General features: G+C 60.9%; 20 protein-coding genes. 10 read left to right on the forward strand and 10 right to left on the reverse strand.

Features of this window, described 5'->3' with window-relative positions:
• The first annotated feature begins 237 nt into the window (after nt 1-237).
• Complete coding sequence (locus tag CD58_RS28460) at nt 238-723, forward strand: acyl-CoA thioesterase (RefSeq protein WP_025216241.1); 486 nt, start codon at nt 238-240, stop codon at nt 721-723.
• A 134-nt stretch (nt 724-857) separates the two neighbouring features.
• On the opposite strand, the gene pdxY is transcribed toward CD58_RS28460, so the two are convergent.
• Nucleotides 858-1730: a pyridoxal kinase PdxY gene (gene pdxY / locus CD58_RS28465; protein ID WP_025216242.1), complete on the reverse strand. Its 873-nt coding sequence runs from the start codon at nt 1728-1730 to the stop codon at nt 858-860.
• Between the two features lie 119 nt (nt 1731-1849).
• Here pdxY and CD58_RS28470 point away from each other — a divergent pair, with 119 nt between their 5' ends.
• Entirely contained in the window at nt 1850-2272 is a 423-nt protein-coding gene (locus CD58_RS28470) for a DUF3301 domain-containing protein (RefSeq protein WP_025216243.1), read from the forward strand.
• Nucleotides 2273-2284: 12 nt separating this feature from the next.
• Here CD58_RS28470 and CD58_RS28475 read toward each other — a convergent pair whose 3' ends face one another.
• On the reverse strand, nt 2285-3250 hold the full coding sequence (locus CD58_RS28475; RefSeq protein WP_025216244.1) for a CobW family GTP-binding protein: 966 nt from the start codon (nt 3248-3250) through the stop codon (nt 2285-2287).
• A gap of 27 nt (nt 3251-3277) precedes the next feature.
• On the opposite strand from CD58_RS28475, the gene CD58_RS28480 reads away from it, so the two are divergent.
• Nucleotides 3278-3631: a hypothetical protein gene (locus CD58_RS28480; RefSeq protein WP_025216245.1), complete on the forward strand. Its 354-nt coding sequence runs from the start codon at nt 3278-3280 to the stop codon at nt 3629-3631.
• Here the strand turns inward: CD58_RS28480 and CD58_RS28485 are convergent.
• Together CD58_RS28485 and zigA are read right to left on the reverse strand one after the other, a co-directional pair.
• Nucleotides 3628-4278: a DUF1826 domain-containing protein gene (locus CD58_RS28485; protein ID WP_025216246.1), complete on the reverse strand. Its 651-nt coding sequence runs from the start codon at nt 4276-4278 to the stop codon at nt 3628-3630. The two genes, CD58_RS28480 and CD58_RS28485, sit on opposite strands and share 4 nt — an antisense overlap.
• On the reverse strand, nt 4278-5486 hold the full coding sequence (gene zigA, locus CD58_RS28490) for a zinc metallochaperone GTPase ZigA (RefSeq protein ID WP_025216247.1): 1209 nt from the start codon (nt 5484-5486) through the stop codon (nt 4278-4280). Before zigA ends, CD58_RS28485 begins: the two co-directional genes overlap by 1 nt.
• 162 nt (nt 5487-5648) lie before the next feature.
• Here zigA and CD58_RS28495 point away from each other — a divergent pair, with 162 nt between their 5' ends.
• The 5 genes from CD58_RS28495 (at nt 5649) to CD58_RS28515 (ending at nt 9470) form a co-directional block, all read left to right on the forward strand.
• A complete protein-coding gene (locus CD58_RS28495) occupies nt 5649-6044 on the forward strand; it encodes a hypothetical protein (RefSeq protein ID WP_025216248.1) in 396 nt (131 codons plus the stop codon).
• Between the two features lie 111 nt (nt 6045-6155).
• Entirely contained in the window at nt 6156-7052 is an 897-nt protein-coding gene (gene folE2 / locus CD58_RS28500; protein WP_025216249.1) for a GTP cyclohydrolase FolE2, read from the forward strand.
• Nucleotides 7049-7717: a metal ABC transporter ATP-binding protein gene (locus CD58_RS28505; protein WP_025216250.1), complete on the forward strand. Its 669-nt coding sequence runs from the start codon at nt 7049-7051 to the stop codon at nt 7715-7717. Before folE2 ends, CD58_RS28505 begins: the two co-directional genes overlap by 4 nt.
• Nucleotides 7717-8583, forward strand: coding sequence for a metal ABC transporter permease (locus tag CD58_RS28510; RefSeq protein ID WP_025216251.1), 867 nt, complete (start codon nt 7717-7719; stop codon nt 8581-8583). The genes CD58_RS28505 and CD58_RS28510 overlap by 1 nt, the downstream gene beginning before the upstream one ends.
• 11 nt (nt 8584-8594) lie before the next feature.
• Entirely contained in the window at nt 8595-9470 is an 876-nt protein-coding gene (locus CD58_RS28515; protein WP_025216252.1) for a metal ABC transporter substrate-binding protein, read from the forward strand.
• A 102-nt stretch (nt 9471-9572) separates the two neighbouring features.
• Here the strand turns inward: CD58_RS28515 and CD58_RS28520 are convergent, their stop codons facing one another.
• On the reverse strand, nt 9573-10094 hold the full coding sequence (locus CD58_RS28520; protein WP_025216253.1) for a DUF3617 domain-containing protein: 522 nt from the start codon (nt 10092-10094) through the stop codon (nt 9573-9575).
• 141 nt (nt 10095-10235) lie between these two features.
• On the opposite strand from CD58_RS28520, the gene cls reads away from it, so the two are divergent.
• On the forward strand, nt 10236-11675 hold the full coding sequence (cls, locus tag CD58_RS28525) for a cardiolipin synthase (RefSeq protein WP_025216254.1): 1440 nt from the start codon (nt 10236-10238) through the stop codon (nt 11673-11675).
• Here cls and cfaB read toward each other — a convergent pair.
• The 5 genes from cfaB to CD58_RS28550 form a co-directional block, all read right to left on the reverse strand.
• Nucleotides 11672-12859: a C17 cyclopropane fatty acid synthase CfaB gene (gene cfaB / locus CD58_RS28530; protein ID WP_025216255.1), complete on the reverse strand. Its 1188-nt coding sequence runs from the start codon at nt 12857-12859 to the stop codon at nt 11672-11674. The two genes, cls and cfaB, sit on opposite strands and share 4 nt — an antisense overlap.
• 184 nt (nt 12860-13043) lie before the next feature.
• Nucleotides 13044-14960: a heavy metal translocating P-type ATPase gene (locus tag CD58_RS28535; protein ID WP_025216256.1), complete on the reverse strand. Its 1917-nt coding sequence runs from the start codon at nt 14958-14960 to the stop codon at nt 13044-13046.
• Nucleotides 14957-16009, reverse strand: a complete 1053-nt coding sequence (gene hflK / locus CD58_RS28540; RefSeq protein ID WP_025216257.1) for a protease modulator HflK — start codon at nt 16007-16009, stop codon at nt 14957-14959. The genes CD58_RS28535 and hflK overlap by 4 nt, the downstream gene beginning before the upstream one ends.
• Nucleotides 16006-17049, reverse strand: coding sequence for a protease modulator HflC (gene hflC, locus CD58_RS28545; RefSeq protein WP_025216258.1), 1044 nt, complete (start codon nt 17047-17049; stop codon nt 16006-16008). Before hflC ends, hflK begins: the two co-directional genes overlap by 4 nt.
• Nucleotides 17046-19007: a protease modulator HflK gene (locus CD58_RS28550; RefSeq protein ID WP_025216259.1), complete on the reverse strand. Its 1962-nt coding sequence runs from the start codon at nt 19005-19007 to the stop codon at nt 17046-17048. Before CD58_RS28550 ends, hflC begins: the two co-directional genes overlap by 4 nt.
• Nucleotides 19008-19229: 222 nt before the next feature.
• Here CD58_RS28550 and lpdA point away from each other — a divergent pair, with 222 nt between their 5' ends.
• Nucleotides 19230-20630 (forward strand): dihydrolipoyl dehydrogenase, encoded by a 1401-nt coding sequence (gene lpdA, locus CD58_RS28555; protein WP_025216260.1) that lies wholly within the window; start codon nt 19230-19232, stop codon nt 20628-20630.
• Nucleotides 20631-20677 lie beyond the last annotated feature (47 nt).

The raw sequence follows: 20677 nt of genomic DNA on the forward strand, positions 1-20677 counted from the left end.
ATAAGTCCGTTTCCTTTGTAGGAGTTGCCCTCGCAATGGGCTTTTGAAGGGTAACACCGCGACTTCCGACAAAAAGACGGTGCAATATATGGAAACAGATCCATCGGCGCGTGACGGCAACCACAGGCGCAGCGTCCCGATATCGGTGGTTTTGAAAACCTGGTGGTCTGTTCGGCCACCCACCAGCACCCGCAGAGGTGCACTCCCCGAATTGCTGCCTTGAACCGTGAGAACGTTATGGAACCCGGAAACGCCCAGCTGTCGATGACGGTGTTGATGACCCCCGATATGGCCAACTTCTCTGGCAATGTCCATGGCGGCACCCTGCTCAAATACCTCGACGAAGTCGCCTATGCCTGCGCCAGCCGCTACGCCGGACGCTACGTGGTGACCCTATCGGTTGACCAGGTGATCTTCCGTGAGCCGATTCATGTCGGCGAGCTGGTGACTTTCCTGGCGTCGGTGAACTACACCGGCAACACATCGATGGAGGTGGGCATCAAAGTCGTGACCGAAAACATTCGCGAACGCTCGGTACGCCACACCAACAGCTGCTTCTTCACCATGGTCGCGGTGGACGACCAGCGCAAGCCGGCCGCTGTCCCTGCGCTGCAACCGCAGAACGGCGAAGCAAAGCGCCGTTATGAACAAGCCCAGCAACGCCGGCAGATCCGCCAGGAGCTGGAAAAGCGGTATCAGGAGATCAAGGCGGACGGGCCTTAACGGATCGACAAAGATCAATGTGGGAGCGAGCTTGCTCGCGATGGCGATGTCACAGCCAACATCTATGTTGAATGTGATGCCTCATCGCAAGCAAGCTCGCTCCCACAGAATTCGCAGCATTTCCACGGTGCCGATCAGAGGCTGATCGGCACCGCCTCGAAACGCACTCGTGGATGGGCAATCCGATCCTGGGCGCGGATCAGTTGCAGCTCGTAGCTGGCGCAGGCCTGGGTTTCCAGCAGTACTTCATGTACCGCTGCGGCGGCGAACTCGAACGCCGCCACCAGGCTGTCTCCCAGCAGTATCCGCGCCAGGAACAACCCCGACGTCAGGTCACCCACGCCCACCGGTTGACGAGGGAAAGCCAGCAGCGGACGGCGTAGATGCCAGCTGCCATCGGCGGTCACCAGCAGCATTTCGAAGCTGTCATCGGGCTTGCCGGGATAGGCCAGATGCTTGACCAACACCGCTTTCGGCCCACGGGCGAGCAATGCACGGGCCATGGCCAGGCAGTCCAGCAGCGACTGCGCCTTGCGCCCCGAAAAACTGTCCAGCTCCAGTTGGTTCGGGCACATGAGGTCCGCCACGGCAGCGGCTTCTTCCAGCAGAAACTCGCTCACTTCGGGCGCCACGATGCAGCCCTTCTCTGGATGCCCCATGACGGGGTCGCACAGGTACAGCGCCTTGGGGTTGGCAACCTTGATCCGCGCCACCCCCGTCAAGATCGCCCGCCCCTGGGCGGCGCTGCCCAGGTACCCGGACAGCACCGCATCGCAATTGCCCAGCTCACCGATCGCCGCGATGCCCTCCACCAAGGCCGGTATCTGATGCGGCGCAAGCACTTCCCCAGTCCATTGCCCGTACTGGGTGTGATTGGAAAACTGTACGGTATTGAGCGGCCATACATTCACCCCAATCCGCTGCATCGGAAATACGGCAGCGCTGTTGCCGGCGTGACCGAATACCACGTGAGACTGGATGGCAAGCAGATGAGGTGTACGTTTCATGCGGGAAGTTTCCGTAAAACGATTGGAATTCGAGCCGCGCAGTATGCGACTAAACGCAGCCTGTACGACAGACCGGCGACACAGTTAAGCTGACCGCAACTTGTTGGAGCACTTCGTTCATGCTGACCCTTGGAAATATTTTCGTGCTGATGCTGCTGGCTACCGGCGGCGCCTGGCTGTGGCATAACCATGGCTTGCGCGAACGGGCCTTGGCGAGGGTCATGCAGCATTGCGCCAACCTCAAGATCGAGCTGCTGGACGGCAACGTGGCGCTGAAAAAGATCGGCTTCGTGAAAGATGCGAACGGACGACGACGCTTGGCGCGTATCTATAATTTCGAATTTACCGTCACGGGTGAGACCCGCCATTCGGGCACCATTACCCAGTTCGGTGCCCACAGCGCACACATCGAGCTGGCGCCCTACCCGATGCCATTCGAAGAATCACCGCCCACGCCGATTGAACCGGTCCCGACCAGGCCCAGGGCTGAGGTCATCGAGTTGAGCCAGTGGCGTCAGGAACACAACAAGTGGAAGCCTTGAAACAGGACTGACTCAGGGGCACCGGCAATTCGCCAGACCGGCTTGCAGGGCATCAACGTCTTGCGGCTCATCGAAAATCAGTTCGATCCGTGAGTCCTGGCGCCACTCGCTGGCGTTCCAACCCAGTGCGGTGCCGTCCAACGCATTGGCTGATACCCAGCCGTCGGCGCTGTGGATAACCAGCTTCGCGCGTTTCCAACCCCAGCCTCTTAGCCATTGAGCCAGCGCCACCGTGTCGAATGACTGGCTCGGATGCCAGCGCCAGCCGATACTCCAACTGCCTTCCTGCTGCTGATACAGGCAGATCGGCGACTTCGGGTCAGTCCAGATGGCTGGCATCTGGCCCACGTCCTTAGGCAAGACCAGGTTATTCACAACCCCGCTCCCTCGAGCCGCCAACCCTGGCAGTCGATCAATCGGCAGCACCGCCTGTTGTGTCCAGTACAACGCACGCTGCGGCAGTTGCGCGGTGACGTGGGCGCGATCGGTTTCGGTGAGGTTTTCAGCTTTGTTCAACACCAACAGTCCGGCGTAGTCCAAGGCTTGTCGTTGGGCCTCGGGCAACGGCTTGCCCGCCGCCATCGCCTGGGCGTCCAGCACCAGCACGCAAGACTGGACCGCCAGCACGCCGAGCCAGGGCGCTTCGCTCAGTTGTCGCATCAGTTGCGCCGGATGGCCCAGCCCGGAAGGCTCGATGAACAGTCGGTGCGGTCGCGCCTTGCGCAGCAAACGACCGAGACCGATCTGAAAGGGCGCACCGTTTACGCAACACAAACAGCCGCCGGCCACTTCGCCCAGTGCGATACCATCGGCGGCCTGGGTCAGCAGCGCGGCATCCAGGCCTATCTGGCCGAACTCGTTGATCAACACCGCCCAGCGTTCGTTGGCCGGGCGCTGGGCCAGCAGTTGCTTGATCAAGCTGGTCTTGCCCGCGCCCAAGGGGCCGGCGATGACATGGGTGGGAATGTTCTGCAACATAATCGACAGCTTTCGATGGAGGTGAAAATGCGGATGATCGGCTGGTTGTTACTGGCACTGACTTCGAACCAGGCACTGGCCCAGGCCTGTGTGGTGCACAGTCAGGCGGAACGGCTCGATGTGAAAGTCTGCCAGCAGAACCGCAACATTCCGCAGAAGTTGTTCGCCGACGGTTTCTGCCAGCCAAGCCTCGCCGGGCAAAAAGTCGAGGTGCAGTACGTCGATCAGTGCCCTGGCGGCGCGTTTGGTATCTGCAGCAACGCCCAAGTCGCCAATATGCCCTACCGCCAGGATATTCACTATTACGGCGTGGCCACCGATGCGGCTTATCTCCAGCCGTTTTGTGAAGGGCAAAGCCAGGGTACCTGGCTCAAGCCTTAGGCCAGCCAGTCCAGCGTGAGGATCAATCGACGTTCCCCCGGGGCCGGCTCCGGCGAACGATGGATCAGGCCGGACCCTTCATTGCCGTGCCATTTCTCGCCTTTAAGCAACGCCACATCACCACTGCACAGCTGCTGGATTACGCGCGGATCGCAGGGCTCGGCCTCAGGCTGCGCCAGGCATCGACGGTCCATGGCCCCCTCCTCCAACCATTGGCTGCCGACACCGGCGTAAGTGGTGATCAGCCGTACCGGCACGTGGTCGACGTGAAAGCGCGGGCACATGGCTTTGTCCAGAGTGCGCAGACGCAGGCCGATACGCCGTGCCCCTAGCAGGCACGCAAACGCGCTGACCAGCCAGGCGACGTCGGCGATAAAGCCCTCGTAGCCTTGTAGGTCGCTGAAGCCCTTGGCGAGACCGTGCAACGCCGGTGGTGCGTCCTCTTCCGGCAATTCGAGAACCAGCGACTCAGCCAGAGGCTCATCCAGCGAAAGCACCAACGCCGAAAAATCGTGGATGTGGGCCGGAAGCTCACGTTGCCAGACCGCCAGGTTGGTGCCGTCGTCCAGGATCTGCGTCAGAATCCGCGGCGTTTCGCCCTGGACCTGCCGCACCTGTGTAGGCCTTTTCAGAGTGGACGCCAGCATCATGCCGCAACCTCGTCATGCCACGGACCGAACGGGTCCGGCAACAAGCGCCAGCTCTCGACACCCAGGGCCATTTCAGCGTCCGTGAGCAGGCAAGCATCCAACTCCGCGCTGAGCCGGGTGAAGTCGATGTTTTGCCCGATGAATACCAACTCCTGGCGGCAATCGCCCGTGGTCGCAAGCCAGTTGTTCAGAATGGCGGCGGTACTTTCTTCGTCCTGCGGCCATTGGTTTTTTGGTACGAAACGCCACCAGCGCCCGGCAAATCCGTGCCGCATTAAGCCGCCGGCCTGGGACCAACTGCCCGCTTCTTCGGGTTTGCTGGCCAGCCAGAAGAAACCCTTGGAGCGTAGGAGCTTGCCATTGGTCCATGGGCGGTCGATCAAATTGAAAAACCGCTGGGGATGAAAGGGTCGGCGCGCCCGATAGGCCGTCGAGGCGATGCCATATTCTTCGGTCTCGGGCACATGTTCGCCGCGCAGCTCCTGTAGCCAGCCGGGGGCTTGAGCCGCGCGCTCAAAGTCGAAAAGGCCGGTGTCGAGAATGCTCCCCAAGGGGACCTGTCCCATGACCATGGGGATGATCCGGGCCTGGGCGTTGAGACGTTGCAGAATGGCGACCAACTCCTCCCGTTCGTGACGGCTGATCAGGTCGATTTTGCTGATCAAAATCACGTCGGCGAACTCGATCTGTTCGATCAACAGGTCAGTAATCGAGCGCTCGTCTTCCTCGCCCAAGGTTTCACCCCGTGACGCAAGGCTTTCGGCGGCCTGGAAATCCAGCAGGAAATTCACGCCATCAACCACCGTCACCATCGTGTCGAGCCGGGCGACATCGGCCAGGCTGCGGCCCTCTTCATCGCGGAAAGTGAAGGTTTCAGCCACCGGCAAGGGTTCAGAAATACCCGTCGATTCGATCAGCAGATAATCGAAGCGCCCCTCCCTGGCGAGCTGACCGACTTCCTCCAGCAAGTCCTCCCGCAACGTGCAGCAGATGCAGCCATTGCTCATCTCCACCAGTTTCTCTTCGGCGCGGTTCAGGGTGACATCTCGCTGGACTTCGCTGCCATCGATGTTGATCTCGCTCATATCGTTGACGATCACGGCGACCCGTAGATTGTCGCGATTACGCAGCACGTGATTGAGCAGCGTACTTTTGCCGGCACCAAGGAAGCCGGAAAGTACGGTGACGGGAAGGCGATTGGGCATCAGGTATATCCTCATCGGGGCGGCCTTTGCTCACGCTGTTCACGCGTGTTGCGGCTCGTTTTCAGGCTTTTGACTGGGTTCAAGGTCTGCGTGCTATTTATGTTATAGTATAACAACGCAATTCAACCAGCCCCGCAGCCTTCATTGGTCTGAGAACAATCAATGCGCAATCATTTGAAATTCGTCTTGGCGAGCCCGTTGTTGCTGTGGGTGCTAAGTGCTTCGGCACAAAACCCGCTCTTGGCGAACTGCACCCGCAGCGCGAATTTGCTGGCTTGTGTGGATGGGCAAGGCAACGCCTACAGCGTCGCGACGAGCGGAAGTACGATTTATTTGCGTGGTTTTGAAGCGTTCAGTCGTCGCTATTGGGCGCAAACCAACAGTCGCTACGGTCAGCTCACGTTCTTTACAGGCGTGGCGTCCGACGGAGAGAGTTGGGTTGGATACAGTCAGCGTGTTGGCTGGACGACGATCAATCGATTTTCCAGCTCGGGTGGTAGTACCGGAAAATTCGTCTGCGGCCGTATGAACGGTTGCCAGGATTCTTCGTCACACTGATGTTTCACGTGGAACGTGAGAGGAGCAGATGAAACTCCGTTCATGGAAAAGGTTTCTTTGAATTAACTGTTATACTATAACATTAATTCAAACCTACGATGGACCTTGACCATGAATGCGTTAACGCTGCCAGACGTTGCTGCGCAGGTTTCACGCCAAGCGTTGCCCCTCGATTGGGTCGGCATGTGCGGCATCGCAACCCCCGTGTTAATTGACGGTCAGCGTCTGAGCGCGATCGCCGACGCGGGTGTCAGCCTCGACGATGGAGACGCTCGGGGTATTCACATGTCACGTCTGTACCTGGCGTTGGATATGCTGGAAGAGACGCCGCTTTCCCCGATGCTGTTGCGCCGCGTGTTGCAGCAATTTCTTGATAGTCATGAAGGCTTGTCCCAGACCGCCACCCTGAGCATCCATACTGATTTGCTACTCAAGCGTCCGGCGCTGATCAGCCCACTGGCGGGCTGGAAGCGTTATCCAGTGAGCATTAAAGCGCAGCTGAGAGACGCAGTGTTCCACGTGGAACTGAAAATCCAGATTCCCTATTCCTCCACCTGCCCTTGCTCAGCAGCACTTGCTCGACAGCTGATCCAGCAGCAATTCGTGAACGACTTCGCCAACAAGCGGCTTGAGCACGCCGACATCCTGGCCTGGTTGGGCTCAGCGAACGGCATTGTGGCTACCCCGCATAGCCAGCGCAGTACTGCGACCCTGAATCTAAGATTGAAGGCCAACGTCGACGAATTGCCTTTGCTGTCTCTGATCAACGAAGCCGAAGCCGCCCTCGGCACCGCTGTGCAAACTGCAGTCAAACGCGCCGATGAACAGGCCTTCGCCCTCGCCAACGGCCAGAATCTGATGTTCTGCGAGGATGCCGCTCGGCGATTAAGCACAGCCTTGCGGCGGTCATCCAACATCGTCGCCCTGGATGTTCGCGTCGTCCACGCCGAAAGCCTGCATGCCCATGACGCCGTGGCCGAAAGCCGCTGGCAGCGGGAGGCATCATGATCCGTTGCCAGACCTTGCGCTGGGGCGCGCCCGGACAACCCCTCACGCCGTCGCTGAACATGGCGCGGCCGGCGGGTAGCCTGACCGCCATCATCGGTGCCAACGGCTCAGGCAAAAGCAGTTTGCTGAAAGTGCTCGCGGGGCTGCAAAAACCGCTGTCCGGCAAAGTCACGTTGGATGTTCCACGACGTGGCGGTGTCTCGTTCCTGCCACAGCAGCAACATCTGGATCGGCAATTCCCCATCAGCTTGCAAGAGTTGGTCGCCGCCGGTTCCTGGGGTAACCGCCACACGCCAGCCATGCGAAAAAAGTTGCTCCAGGCCGTCCTGGAAGACTGGGCGCTGGCAGGTCTGGAACATCGCCCGTTGATGGCGCTGTCTGGCGGCGAGTTACAACGCGCCCTACTCGCTCGCCTGAGTCTGGCTGAAGCGCCATTGCTGTTGCTCGACGAACCCCACGCCGCTCTCGACGAACAGGGCCAGGCGCTGCTGTGGAAACACATCCATGGCTGGCATGCTGCGGGCAGAACCCTGGTGGTGGTTTGTCATGACTTGGCGGCGGTACGCGAGCATATGCCTGACACATTACTGATCCGCCACACCGGCTGCGTGCTGGATCGCAGTGTCGAGTTGATTGCCCAGCAACCTTGCACGCGGGTGGCCTGATGCTCGCGGCCACCCATTTCTGGCAACCTTTTCAGGAATTCGTCTTCATGCGCCGGGCGTTGCTTGGCGGCCTGGTGTTGGCTTGCAGCACGGCTCCGTTGGGGGTCTTTTTGATTTTGCGTCGCATGAGCCTGATCGGCGACGCCGTGGCTCACGGCATTCTACCCGGCGCGGCCCTGGGGTTTTGGTTCGCCGGGCTGAGCCTACCCGCCCTGACGTTGGGTGGTCTCGGCGCGGGTCTGGGTATGGCTGGGCTGGCCGCATGGATCACCCGTCGTACCGGTCTGCGGGAAGACGCCAGCCTCGCGGCGATCTATCCCATTTCCTTGGCCGCTGGTGTGTTGATACTCGGCATGGCCGGCAAGCGCCTGGACCTGCTTCATTTGTTGTTTGGCTCAGCACTGGCAGTAGACGGCCCAACGCTCACCGGCATGCTCTGGGTTTCCGGAACCAGCCTGGTAGCGATGGCACTGATTTACCGCCCCCTGCTGCTCGACACCCTGGATCCGCTGTTCCTGCAAACCGTCAGTCGCCTGGGTCCCTTGGCCCACGGTGTATTCCTGACCTTGGTGGTGTTGAACCTGGTGATCGGCTTCCAAGCCATCGGGGCGCTAATGGTGGTCGGCCTGATGATGCTGCCGTCTGCCGCTTCGCGGTTCTGGAGCCGTCGGCTGCCAGTCCTGATGATGGTCGCGGCACTGCTCGGTTGCCTGTCGGTGTGGCTCGGCCTGTTGCTGTCCTTCTATCTATCGCTGCCCAGCGGGCCTGCCATCGTATTGGTGGCGGGTGCGTTGTATCTGTTGTCCGTGGTGTTCGGTCCGGTGCACGGCTTGCTGCGCCGCCCGCCTTTGCTCACATCCCAATGAGGTGTTTCCCGATGCGCGTCCTGCTCGTGCTGTTCAGTCTGATGCTGTCCATGTCTTTATCTGCCGCCGAAAAACTTCAGGTAGTGACCAGCTTCAGCATCCTCGCCGACATGACCCAACAGGTCGGCGGTGAGCATATCCAAATCACCAACATGGTCGGCCCGGACGCCGATGCGCACACCTACGAACCCACGCCAGACGACGCCAAGGCTCTGCTCAAGGCAAAACTGATCATCAAGAATGGACTGGGCTTCGAGCCGTGGCTGGATCGCCTGGTCACCAGCACCGAAACCAGCGCACCGGTGATCAGCGCAAGTCGTGGGGTGATCCCACGCTCACTGGATGAAGATGGCGAAACCATCCCCGATCCGCACGCCTGGCATAACCTGGCGAATGCCGAGTTGTATGTCAGCAACATCACCAAAGCGCTGGAAGCCGCCGACCCGGCCAACAAAGCCGATTACGAACGCAACAGCCAGGCGTACCTGAAGAACATCTACGCCCTGCTCGCCGAAGCCAAGGCCAAGTTCGGTGCATTGCCGCCCGGCAACCGCAAGATCGTGACGTCCCACGATGCATTCGGTTACCTGGGCCAGGCCTACGGCATCGAGTTCATGGCGCCCCAGGGTTTGTCCACTGAGCGTGAACCCTCGGCGGCAGAAGTCGCGGCGCTGATTACCCAGATCCGTAAGGCGAAAGTCAAAGCGGTGTTTATGGAAAATATCAAGGATGCGCGCCTGCTCAAGCAGATTGCCGACGAGAGCGGCGCGCACATTGGCGGTACGCTGTACTCTGACGCCCTCGCGGCCAGTGGGCCGGCGAGCACCTTTACTGGGTTGTTCGAGTACAACCTCAATACGTTGTATGAGGCTTTGAGTCGGCCTTGATCAGGCTGCTTATGTGGTGAGGGGCAGGTCCAATGGGGCTGCTGCGCAGCCCAGCGGGAGCAAGCTCCCTCGCCACGGAGATCTCAGCGTCTAAGAGAAGGGTCAGGCCCTCGGCTTGACCGTCCCGCAATCCTGCCCCAACCAAACAGCACGGGTATCGAGGCTGCCGTTTTGTTGGATGCCAGTCGCATTGAAGGTGCCGTTGACCTTGGTGGTGAATTCACGATCGCTCTGGAACGTCGCGACACCATTGCCCTGGGCTTTCGGACAGCTGAAGCGAAACTTCCACTGATTGCCGGTACGGTCGGTAATCTGTTGCTTGCAACCCGATTGCGGGTCTTGCAACGGAATGTCATTGGTTTGCACCTGCGCCGGGGTCAGGCACACACGAATACCTTTGCCACCCATGGTGATGCCCTGCTTCTCCAGCATTGCCCGTTGCTCCGGGGTCATCTGGTTTTGCACTTGGCCCAGCAGAAGCTGCAGGTCCGGCAGGTTCTGGTTATCGACTTTCATGTTGCTGGTGGTCAGTTCCCACAAACCCGGTTGAAGCATCTGCGCCTGAGCTGCCATCGGAACCGATAAGCCAACCGCCAAGGCCAAACCCAGCAGACGAACATTCATTGCATAAACTCCAGAGGACAAGTGGCCGTTAGACGCCGCCCACAGGCTTCGGTTCAGGCCCCGGATGAGTGAATTAAATAGCGACATTCGCCCGGGAACATGGTCTGTTAAGCATTGAAGTTTCAGGAGCAAGGCTGCCCCATGGATTTTTTCGGCCCCCATGTTTTCGGTTACCTGATCGCACTCCTCCACACCCTGGGTTCCATCGCCGCTGTCCATGCGGTACTGACGGTGCGCACAGCTCAAGGCTCGATTGCCTGGGCCCTGTCGCTGGTGTTCATTCCCTACCTGACGTTGATCCCCTACCTGGTTTTCGGACGCAGCACCTTCGACGGCTACATCAAGGCGCGCCGGCAAGCCAACGAGGAGATGCGCAAGGCCATCTCCGAATTGAACTGGCGCCCATGGGTCGAGGAAGCCCTGACCGCTCGCGCCTCCCAGGCCTATGCCTCGTTACGGGCGATGCCCAAGTTGGGGCGCACACCGTGCCTGGCGAACAATCAGGTGCGATTGCTGGTCAATGGGTATGCGACGTTCGAGGCGATTTTCCAGGCCATCGATGACGCTCGCCAGGCCGTCTTGATCCAATTTTTCATCATTCACGACGACCGTCTTGGCCTGCGCCTACAAACGCTGCTTTTGAAAAAAGCTGCCGAAGGCGTAGCGGTGTATCTGCTCTATGACCGCATCGGCAGCCATTCACTGCCCCACCGCTACGTCCAGGCGTTGCGCGACGGCGGTGTCCACGTGAAAGCCTTCGCGACCCGTAGCGGCTGGCTCAACCGGTTCCAGGTCAATTTTCGCAACCATCGCAAGATCGTCGTGGTGGACGGCGTCCTGGGTTTCGTCGGCGGACACAACGTGGGCGATGAATACATGGGTGAAAAGCCGCCCTTGGCACCGTGGCGCGACACCCATGTCGAAGTCTGCGGGCCGGTGGTGGGGAGCATGCAAGAGTCGTTTGCCGAAGACTGGTTCTGGGCGGCCCGCTCGTTGCCGCCACTGATCTTGCCAGACTCTTACCCGGACGACGGTGTGCTCTGCCAGTTGCTGGCCAGCGGCCCGGCCGATGCCTACGAAACCTGCTCATTGTTTTTTGTCGAGGCAATTCACGCGGCCAGCGAACGCGTCTGGATCACAACGCCTTACTTCATTCCTGACGAAGCGGTGTTCGCCGCGTTACGCCTGGCGGTGCTGCGCGGGGTGGACGTGCGCATCCTGCTGCCCTCACGACCAGACCACAAGATCGTCTACGCGGCTTCCAGCCTGTATGCGTTTGAAGCGGTGCGCGCCGGTGTGCGAGTGTTCCGTTATCAGCCGGGTTTCCTGCACCAGAAAGTGGTGCTGATCGACCGGGAAATCAGCGCCATCGGCAGTGCGAATCTGGACAACCGATCGTTCCGATTGAATTTCGAAGTGATGCTGCTAACCGTAGATATCCCATTCGCCACCGAGGTCGAGCAGATGCTTGAGAGGGACTTCGCCCAAGCCCAGGAAATCGACAAACAAGAAGGCCGGGAAACCCACCGCCTGCAAAAGGTCGGCATGCGGATCGCCCGGCTGATTTCCCCGATTCTTTAAGGCGTGTAGATGTCGTCACGGGTCCAGGGCAATTCATGGCTGCCGTCGGCGTGGGCCTTCACCGCCAGGATCTGGTGCAGATTGATCCAGCCCTTGGCAAACGCATAGGCGCAGCCAGCCAAGTACAACCGCCAGATCCGTAGCGCCTGCTCCGGCACCTCCTTCGAAGCGGCCTCGAGGTTGTCCTCCAGGCGTTCACTCCAATGATCAAGCGTGCGCGCGTAGTGCATGCGCAGGCTTTCCACGTCGACAATCTCTAGCCCCGCTTCGCTGATGTGCGCGGAAATCATCGACAGGTGCGGTAGCTCACCGTTGGGAAACACGTACTTCTCGATGAACTCCCCCGCGCCGCGACCGACCGGACGACCATCGGTGTGCTTGGCGGTAATGCCGTGGTTCATCACCAGCCCACCCTCGCGCACGGCGCCGAACAGTGTCTTACAGTACTGCTCGAGGTTGGCGTGGCCAACGTGCTCAAACATGCCGACGCTGACCACCTTGTCGAAGCGGCCGTCCTGGGGCAAGTCACGGTAGTCCAACAGTTGCAACTCCACCTGATCTTCCAGCCCCTCCGCCTTGACCCGCTCCCGGGCCAACGCCAGTTGCGCTTTGCTCAGGGTAATGCCAAACACCTTGGCACCGAATTCTCGCGCCGCATACCGCGCCAAACCGCCCCATCCGCAGCCGACATCCAGCAAGTATTCACCGGGCTGCAAGCGCAGTTTGCGACACAAATGGCGGAATTTGGCTTGCTGGGCCTGTTCGAGGGATTCGCTGCCCGTCTCGAAATAGGCACAGGAATAGGCCATGTCGCTGTCGAGCCACAGCTGATAGAAAGCGTTGGAAAGGTCATAGTGATAGGAAATCGCCTTGGCATCGGTTTCCTTGTCATGGATCGAGCGCACCGGCAGTTGGTCGGAGTCTTCATCAACCAGCGCCTGGCTCCATTCATCGCAGACACGAATGACTTCGTGAATCGAACCTTCAAGTTCGAGTTTGCCCTCTACAAACGCCGCCCCCAGTGCATCCAGGCTGGGATGGGTGAATTGCGCGACCATTTGTGGGTCCTTGACCACGATCGTGACGCTGGGATCGGCACCCAGCGTGAATTCATGGCCATCCCAGAGCCGCAGCCGAAGCGGTAAATGCAGATTCTGTAAGGCCGGTGGAAGTTGCGCGAGCATGAGTGAACCCCCCTTGTTTCAGACGTCTGAAAATGAGGGTAGACCATCGTAGAAAAATAGCAGGCTATCGAATTTATAGCCTTTTTCTATCGTTGTCCCAAATTCACTCCTTGTATGGGAGGTCACCAGCATGGTACGCCCTCTCCAATAGCAGACTGTAAGCGCGGCGCACAGTTCGCAGGGGCTATCCAACGGCTTCCTTCTCTTGGATTTTCAGTAGCGGCTCCTGAAAACGCAGCAATCGTCCGGCATTACCTAATACTAGCAGCGTGCTCAAATTGTGCAGCAGCGCCGCGATCATCGCCCCTGCAGCGCCGAGCCAGCCAAATGCTGCAAAGGCCACGATGGCCAGCGTCCACCCCAGGCCGATGATCACGTTGACTTGCAGCGTGCGCCGGCAGTGGCGACTGAGCCGCACACAGGTGCCGAGGCGTCGTAGGTCGCTGCCGATCAGCACGATGTCCGCCGACGCGAGGGCAATGTCCGCACCGCCCGCGCCCATCGCGACGCCCACGACTCCAGCCTTGAGTGCCAGGGAATCATTGATGCCGTCGCCCACCACCATGGGCCGGAAACCGTGGTCGATTTCGGCCATGACCCGCTTGAGTTTGTCTTCCGGCAAGGCCTGGGCCTGTACATCGCTGATACCGATGTCCCGCGCCAGGGTGTTGGCCACGCTCTGGCGATCACCGGTCAGCAGTAACTGACGGCCAAGGCCCAATTCCCGCAGTTCGGCCATGGCCACCCGCGCTTCTGGCTTGACGCTGTCGGCCAGCAGCAACCAGGCGAGGAATTGCCCGTCCAGGGCCAGCCCGGCAATCGGGCCGTCGTGATTGGGAACCGCTGAAGTCTCGATACCCAACTGAGTAAACAACTCCGGCCGACCAAGGGCCGCCTCGCCCCGCTCGGTCATCGCCACCACACCCAGGCCCTGACGCTCATGGATATCGGTCAACGGCAGGCAGCTGTCCTGTTCCACCAGCCCCGCCAACGCGCGGCTGACCGGATGACTGCTGGCCGACCCCAGGCTGGCAGCCAATGCCCGTAAAGGAGCGTGATCGTCGTGCACAGTTTCGATGGATTGCAGGCGCAGGGCGCCGTACGTCAGCGTGCCGGTCTTGTCGACGACCAGCGACGTCAGGTCCGCCAGTTCTTCCAGAAAGGCCGAGCTGCGGATCAGAATCCCATGGCGCGCCGCCACCGCAATTCCGGCAATAGCCGTCGCTGGCGCTGACAGCACCAATGCGCATGGACACGCTGCCACCAATACCGCCAACATCGCCTGGGAATCGTTGGTGACAAACCAGGTCACCGCGGCCAGCAATAACACCAGCACCAGATAACTGCCGGCGTAGCGTTCCAGCAATCGAGTGATGGGTGGCTTGGAACGTTCTGCGTTTTGCATCAAGGCGATGACTTTGCCCAGGGTTGATTCATTGCCGGTGCGAGTCACTTCCAAACGCAGCAAGCCATCAAGGTTGATCGCGCCACCAAAGACTTCGGTACCGACCACGGCCTCCAGTGGCACCGATTCACCCGTGATCGGCGCCGTGTCGAGGCTGGCCTGGCCGGACAACACGCGACCATCGGCCGGCACCCGGTCCCCAGCGCGCACCTCCACCACATCACCGGGTTGCAACGTGCCGTTATCGACCTCAAGGATCGAACCGTTGGCCTGCACCTTGCGGCCTTGGCTGCGGGTCAGTTGCCCAAGGGCGTGGATCGCTTCCTGGGAGCCGATGACGCTGCGCTCTTCCAGCACATGGCCGAAGATCATGATGATCGGCAGCAACGCTGCGGTCAGCAGGTCACCGGTGGCCCAGGCGCCAAGCATTGCCAGGGCGATCAGTTGATCGGTGATCCCATGCAGGCTCGGATAACGCAGACTGTACCAAGCCGACCGCATCACTGGGACTGCCACCAGCAGCGAGGCAAATCCCAACAGCAGCTGACTGACGCCACTCTGTTGCGGCGACCAACCGCGCCACACCAGGCCCAGGACGAGCAGGCCGAGAGCGAGCATCGCCAAGGTCAATTGGCGGGCGGCAGCGCGTTGTTCGGCGCTGGACAACATCGGCGCGGCGGCGGTTTGAGCGGTCATTGTTCGGCTCCCTGAATGATCAGGCGGGAATCGTCTTTCGGATCGACCGTTGTCACTGAGCCGGCGCGACGAAGGATAGCGGGCATGCGCTCGCGATAAAGGCGCAGCAGCAGTTGTGGACCGCTGCCTTGGGACTTGGCCAGGCCGAGCACCGTGGCGGTATCGGCCGACGCCTTGGCAAGCCGCTCGCTGGCCTGGGCATGGGCGACTTGTACGGCGCGGTCGGCGTCCTGGCGGGCGGTCTGGGTCAGTTTCTCGGCTTCGGTCCGCGCGTTGGCGACGGCTTTGTCGGCCTGTTGACTGGCCGTCAGTACCGCATTGAAGGCACTCACCGCCGGCCCTGGCAGGCTCGACTGCACGTCGACCCGGACCACTTCGATGCCCAGCCCCTGCCCTGTCGCGGCCAGATCGGCCAGGCGGCGGTTAATGCCTTGCACCAGATCGCCGCGCAAGCGCTCACGGCGCTCGGCAGCCTGGTTGTCGCTGCCCATCAGTTCAGGGCGCGCCACCAGGATGGTGTCCAGATCCCGTGCGGCAGTCAGGGCCACGGCACTGCGGGTCGCGAGTCGGTCCAGTGCCGGCAGCACATGTTCGCCCTGCAAAACAAACGCGTAGGGCTCGGTGACTTTGTAGAACAGCCGCACATCCAGCTGCACGACCCCCGCGTCACCGGTCAATAAATAACCGGAACCGGCCAAGGCATCGCTGACCGGCGTGGCAAAACTGGCGACGCGATCAGCCTGCAACGCGGCATCCGAACGCAGCAGGTTTTCCACGCGCAGCTCCAGGACTCGATCCGCCGCCGGCAGCAAAATTACTTGTTCCACGGGTCGAGGCCATGCCAACAAGAGGCCCGCATTCTGGATTCGATCCAAGGCACCGAAGTGCAGCACCACCGCGCGGCTCTGTGGATCGATCTGCCGCACATTGGAAAAAGCCCAGGCCAACGCCGCCAGCACCGTGACCGCATAGAGCGCCAGAAAGGCCAGGCGCCCTGCCTGAATCCATGGGCTGGACAACCCATTTGTTCCACGTGGAACCAAACTCATGGTTGTGTTCCACCTTTGGGTTCCACAGCAGGCGGACCGTCTACCAACACCCGGAATGGCGCGGCGTCGGTGCGCAAAATCAGCTTTGTGCCCGGGCTGACGATAGTGCCCAACGTATCCAGCGAGCGCAGCAGATTGTAGAGCTGAGGCGAACCGGCGTATGCCCGGCCATAAATCTCGGCCGCTTCCACCCGGGACTGCGCCTCGATGTCAGCCGCTTTCACCGTGGCATCGGCCTGCACGATTCGCGCATCTCGCTCCGCAGCGGAACGAATCTGCGCGGCTTCACGCTTGCCAATCGCCGTGCGTTCAGTGGCGATGGTTTCGCGCTCGGCACGCATGCGATCCACCGTCGCGGTCAGGGTCACCGAAGGCAAAGTCAGACGCTCAATACCGACTTGCAACACGCGCACGCCATAAGTGGTGAGCAACTGCTGATCGATCTGCTGGCGCAACTGCGCTTCGAAATCGGCAATGCGCACCTGGCTGGCATCGGTGTTGACCAGGCTCGCCAAATCAAAACTGGCTGCGGTGGTTTCCAATGCTGAACCGACGAACGTGCGGATCTGCCGGGCAGCTTCGTCCGGCTGATTCTGTACTGCACGCATGAAACGCTGGACGTTATCCGGGTCACCCTGGACCTGCCACGCCACGTACGCCTGGACGATGATTCGCAGGCCATCGCGGGTACCGACGTCCTGCAAACCGCTGGACGTAGTGCGCAACCGCAAGTCCACCGGAATGGCCGCTTCGAACGGTGCCGGCCAGCGCCAGCCCAGGCCCGGTTGCAGCAGTACCCGGGCCGGGTTGCCGAAACGCGTGATCACCGTGGCCTCCCCCGAACGCACCTGCACGAGGCTGGCAGCCGCGACAGCGAACCCCACCAGCAGCACGGCCCAGCCCATCCGCCGCCAAGGAAACGGACCGGCTTGCAGCGAATCGCCGTGATGGTGGTGATGATGATGCCCATGGTGATGACCGGCATGACCGTGATCGTGACCGACGTGGTCGTGGTGATCGTGTGAAGAAGACTGGCTCAATGGGCAGCTCCTGGCTGGACAGGGTTACGCGGCGAGGCGGGATCCGCCGGCAGCGTGAAGGTACGAAGGTCAATGGTCGGCGCGTTGCCACTGCCGCCCAGGCGATGATCGAGAATCAGCAGCCTGGCATTGCCAAGGCCCTGGCTCAGTTGGCTGAGGTATTGCTCCAACACAAACGCGTGGCCGGCCGTTGCGTAGGCTTTGCGTTCAGCGTTGAAGCGCAAGTCGGCGGCCTGGGCAGTCGCGTTTATTTCCCGGGCGGTGGCTTGAGCCTGGTCATGGGCGATGCTGGCTTGCAGTTGCGCCTGGTTGCTTTGCTCCGCCGCTGCGCCGCGCTCCCGGGCGATGAGTGCCTGCGCACCAATCTGCGCCGCTTGCACGCCGTGATAGGCATTGGCCGCGCCGGCCGGTGGGTGAATCGCTTCGACCACCGTCGCCAGAATTTCCACGCCGCTGTCGAGCGACTGCAAGTCAGCTTGTACGGCACGACCGATTTCATCGGCCAGGCTGACACGGTCCACGCCCAGCAAACCATCCAGCGTACGCGAGGCGAACTCATGCACCAGGATGCGGCTCGCGGTGCTGCGGATCAGCGTCGGTACATCGGCGCTGTTGTAGGTCGCCGCCAACGCTGCGGCGTCCGTAAGGCCGATGCGATAGACGAAGCGCACGTCCATATTGACGATCTGGAAGCTCTGTTGGTCTGCGCGACGACTGGCAATCACTTGGGACTTGTCGTTCACGTGGCTGGCGTCCCATAACCGATTGGCTATCGCAGGGGCCGGCCCCTCGGCTGGATCGGCGTCCGTGGACGGCCGTTTATCGCCGACGCTGGTGGCCAACTCATGGACAACACCATTTTCAACGCTCAGCACCCTGCCCAGCGGCCAGGGCAACCCAACCTGCAAACCGGGGCCGAACACCTCCACCGGCTTACCAAATCGCTCATAAATGCCGCGCCCTTGCAGCGGCACTTCATGCACGCCCGTCAACAACCACCCCACCAGCGCAACCAGAGTCAGCACCGGCAAAAAGGCTCGACGCATGTAACTGAAGGCCCAGATCTGCCGCAGATCGATGCCGAAGCGGTTGTGCAGTTCGTGTTGCAAGGCCATGAGCGGTCGAGGCGGCCAGCGCAGCAGATCGGCGATAACACTGCGACCTAACAGTGTCGGCTCCAAGGAATCCCGGCGGGGGCTGAACAACGACAGCACTGCACGCAACAGCAACTCCGCGGCCACCAGCCCTGGCAACACCCCCATCAGCACCGCCAGCCGCACCGGCCAGATGGACGCTTCTGCGGCAAACAACAAGCACAAGGCCCCGAGCACCAGCACAATGATCGCCACCCGCGTCAATTGCGCCAGCGACGCTGCTTCCGGCCACTCCACCGCCGGCTGCTGGGCCAATTGACGTTCGAACACCAGCAACCCAAACGCTAACAACAATGAAAGCACCGCCCCCACGCTGGCCGAAACGCCGAGCGCGGCAGCAGGCAATTGCAGATTCCAGGTTTGCTCCAGGCTCAGCAATACCAACACGGAGCCACCGGCCAGCCACAAGGTGGGGGCACCGATTTGCCTCAGCAAGCCGATCCAGCGGGCACTGATTCGCTCAAGCAAACGTTCATACCAGCCCAAGTTATCAACAGGCTCTTCTTCGGCAGCCGAGATATCCACAGCCGGCATCAGCGCCCTGCCCCGCCACTGCGTCACCCACCAGGCCGATTGCAAACCCATCGCCAGCACCAGCAAGCCGGCACTCTGGGCGACCAGCAGCGCCGGCCACAGCGATTGCGGCGAAAACAGTCCGACAAAAAACGCCAACACCCATCCCGCAGCAGCCAGGCCACCCAGTCCAAAAGCGATCCGTTTCAAACGGCGCCCATGAAACGGCGCCTGCTGAAAGCGCGGCCATTCGGCAACCTGTGCCCCCTCGACATCAAGATCGACTTGCATACCACTCCAGCGCCGCTGATGGATCTAAATCCGGGACCGTGGACAGACGCCACCGCCGCTCCGTTATATGCCGTTACCTTATAACGATTGCTGTGAAATTTCCGTTTTGAATTTTTCATCACACGGCCCATGACGGGCCCTTGACTTAAGCCTTGACCGAAATCTCTGGAAACGCTCATATTACGAGCATAATTTTCTATCAGACCAAGCGAGAGAACAGCGATGAGCAACTACGACGTGGTCATTCTGGGCGGCGGACCCGGTGGGTACAACGCGGCGATTCGTGCCGGACAATTGGGGTTGAAGGCCGCCTGTGTCGAAGGTCGCGCCACCTTGGGCGGCACCTGCCTGAACGTCGGCTGCATGCCCTCCAAAGCCCTGCTCCATGCCTCGGAACTGTACGAAGCGGCCATGGGGGCGGAGTTCGCCAACCTCGGCATCGACGTCAAACCCACGCTTAACCTTGCGCAAATGATGAAACAGAAAGAGGAAAGCGTGACGGGCCTGACCAAGGGCATCGAGTTTCTATTTCGCAAGAACAAGGTCGACTGGATCAAGGGCTGGGGCCACATCGACGGGCCCGGCAAGGTGACCGTCACCGACGAACAGGGTGGCAAGACCGAGCTGAGCGCCAAGGACATCGTCATCGCCACGGGCTCCGAGCCCACGCCGTTGCCGGGGGTGGACATCGATCACCAGCGCATCCTGGACTCCACCGGTGCGTTGTCCCTGAGTGAAGTGCCCCGGCACCTCGTGGTGATCGGCGCCGGTGTCATCGGCCTTGAGCTGGGTTCGGTCTGGCGGCGCCTGGGTGCCCAGGTGACGGTGGTGGAATACCTTGATCGCATTTGCCCCGGCGTCGATGGCGAGGCGGGCAAAGCGCTGCAACGGGCCCTGGGCAAACAGGGCATCGCGTTCAAGCTGAGTTCCAAAGTCACTGGCGCCGTTTCCTCGGCGAGTGGCGTGCAGCTGCAGGTTGAACCTGCGGCGGGCGGCGAAGCGCAGACCCTCGACGCCGATTACGTGTTGGTCGCCATCGGCCGTCGGCCTTATACCCAAGGGCTGGGCCTGGAGAACGTCGGGCTGAGCACCGACAAACGCGGCATGCTCGCCAACCAGCACCACCGCACCGAAGCGCCCGGTGTTTGGGTAATCGGCGACGTGACCTCCGGCCCCATGCTCGCCCACAAGGCCGAAGACGAAGCCATGGCCTGCATCGAACAGATCGTCGGCAAGGCCGCCGAGGTCAACTACGGGCTGATCCCCAGCGTCATCTACACCCGCCCGGAACTGGCCAGCGTCGGCATGACCGAAGAACAACTCAAGGCTGAAGGCCGCGCCTACAAGGTCGGCAAGTTTCCGTTCACGGCCAATAGCCGGGCGAAGATCAACCACGAGACCGAGGGTTTCGCCAAAGTCCTGGCCGATGAACGTACCGACGAAATCCTTGGCGTACACCTGGTCGGCCCGAGTGTCAGCGAAATGATTGGCGAATACTGCGTGGCCATGGAATTCAGCGCCTCGGCCGAAGACATCGCCCTCACCTGCCATCCACACCCGACGCGTTCGGAAGCGTTGCGCCAGGCGGCCATGGATGTCGAGGGGATGGCGACGCAGATGTAGGGACAACGCAAAGCTTTAGTGAACGCGGTTGTGTGGCGAGGGAGCTT

This window comes from Pseudomonas brassicacearum (genome assembly GCF_000585995.1).
Lineage (GTDB): Bacteria > Pseudomonadota > Gammaproteobacteria > Pseudomonadales > Pseudomonadaceae > Aquipseudomonas > Aquipseudomonas brassicacearum_A.